Annotated in this window: 2 protein-coding genes and 1 other annotated feature; both genes read left to right on the top strand. The window is 52.6% G+C overall.

Translation table 11 applies throughout. The annotated features are described in order from the left end of the window. Positions 1–203: 203 nt before the first annotated feature. Positions 204–947 (top strand): diguanylate cyclase domain-containing protein, encoded by a 744-nt coding sequence (locus BIS10_RS18500; RefSeq protein WP_253507687.1) that lies wholly within the window; start codon positions 204–206, stop codon positions 945–947. Then, a protein-coding gene (locus BIS10_RS18495) for an IS3 family transposase (protein ID WP_253507670.1) occupies positions 886–2,102 on the top strand; the annotation gives its coding sequence in 2 pieces (ribosomal slippage) (positions 886–1,171 and positions 1,171–2,102; 1,218 coding nt in all). Before BIS10_RS18500 ends, BIS10_RS18495 begins: the two co-directional genes overlap by 62 nt. Then, positions 1,161–1,277 (top strand) — a sequence feature (AL1L pseudoknot). Its footprint overlaps the gene before it by 117 nt. Positions 2,103–2,141: the final 39 nt, after the last annotated feature.

Genomic DNA, 2,141 nt, shown 5'->3' with positions numbered 1-2,141 from the left:
ACGAGGCCAACTTTATCGCCATGATCTACCTGATTGGCAGCCCGGTGGGCCGCCTATTCGATCAGGCCAAATCCACGTGAAGTGACGAAGAACCAAAAAATGATAGTGGTGAAGTCACCGGCTTTTTTGGCACGATTCAGGATATTTCTGATCGAAAACATGCTGAACTGGCGCTGCATACAAGGGCACAACAACAGCTACTTGTGGCTACTCTGGGAAGACTGGCACTATCTGCCGCCAGCCTCGATGAAGTGTATGCGGAAGCTGTGTCGGTCATCGCCCAGGGCTTGAGCGTGGAGTTTAGCAACGTTCTGGTGTTGGAAGGGTCTCAAAAATCTTTGGTCTTACAAGCTGGCATCGGTTGGAAACCAGGCTGGATGGGCCAACCAGTAGGTGATACTCAACAGCAGACGCATACATCTAGTGTCTTTGAGTCACACGAGCCCGTCATTATTCATGACTTTAGTGAAGAGCCACAATTCATCCGATCTGAACTACTTGCTTCCCATGGCATTGTAAGCAGTGTTGATGTTTTGGTGGGAGGATTGGAAAAACCTGTTGGTGTGCTGGGTGCCTACTCTACTACCATTCGACACTTCTCGGCTGATGATGTCAGTTTCTTGCAAGGGGTTGCCAATATTCTTAGCGCTGCGGCCGAGCGTCATTGGACTAACCAGCGGCTTAGCCACATGGCGCTTCATGATTCGCTGACAGACTTGCCAAATCGTTCGCTTTTAACTGATCGGCTTAACGTAGCGCTGTCATTCGCCCATCGGCACAACCAGCACATAGCGTTACTTTTTCTAGACCTCGACCTGTTCAAACATGTGAATGATGAACCGCCCCGGCTTTACCGGAGACTCCATATCTTGAGAGGATGGAGTCATGAACTCACCAAAACGATATTCCCCAGAAGTCCGGGAGCGAGCTGTTCGATTAGTCCTTGAACAGCAAGGCGAATACCCGTCCAAGTGGGCGGCGATCTGCTCCATTGCCAGCAAGTTTGGCTGTACACCAGAGACCTTAAGAGCCTGGTGCAAACGCTCAGAACTCACGCAGGAAGATAGCTCGGCTAACCTGCATGAAAATGAACGACTCAAGCAGCTAGAGCGTGAAAACGTCGAATTGAAGCGCGCCAATGAAATTCTCCGTAAGGCGGCTGCTTTTTTCGCCCAGGCGGAGCTCGACCGCAAACCCAATTGATGGTGTCATTTATCGACGAGCATCGTGCTCAGTTCGGGGTCGAGTCGATTTGTAGCCAGCTGCCAATCGCCCCATCGACGTATTACCACCACAAGTCACTTGAGACCGATCCTGAGCGGCGGGCAGGTCGATATCGGCAGGATGCGTTTCTTACCGCTGAGATTCAGCGAGTGTGGAAAGAAAACTTCTGCGTCTACGGTGCCCGTAAGGTCTGGCGGCAACTCCGCCGTGAAGGCGTTAATGTTGCTCGTTGCACTGTAGAACGGCTCATGCGCCGCCTGGGAATTCGCGGCGTGGTGCGAGGCCAACGCCCCTTCACGACCATCAGTGATCCCGGCCAGAAACGGGCACCTGATTTAGTGAAACGTGACTTTACGGCCATGCGTCCAAATCAGCTTTGGGTGGCCGATTTTACCTATGTCGCTACCTGGTCTGGCTTCGTTTACGTTGCGTTCGTTATCGATGTTTATGCACGCTGTATCGTGGGTTGGCGTGTAGCGACGTCGATGAGAACGGCACTGGTGCTGGACGCTCTAGAGCAAGCTCTGTGGGCACGAAAACACAGACAAGGGTTGATCCACCATAGTGATAGGGGAAGCCAATATCTCTCGATCCGCTACACCGAGCGTATGGCTGACGAGGGTATCAATGCCTCAGTCGGCACCACCGGCGACTCCTACGATAATGCGCTGGCAGAGACCATCATTGGCTTGTTCAAAACGGAGGTGATCCATCATCGTGGCCCATGGAGGGGACTGGATGCCGTTGAGTATGCCACGCTGGAGTGGGTTGACTGGTTTAACAATCGCCGACTGCTGGAACCCATAGGAAACGTTCCACCAGCAGAACGAGAAAGGACGTATTATCGTCAATTGGAGGAGTCGGGTGAAGCTGCCTGACTCAAACAAACCGGTCTCCGGAATAACCGGGGCGGTTCA

This window comes from Halomonas sp. 707B3 (assembly GCF_024158645.1).
Lineage (GTDB): Bacteria > Pseudomonadota > Gammaproteobacteria > Pseudomonadales > Halomonadaceae > Vreelandella > Vreelandella lionensis.
Note: the sequence above shows the minus strand (reverse complement) of the source record. Positions and strands in the feature narration are given on the sequence as shown.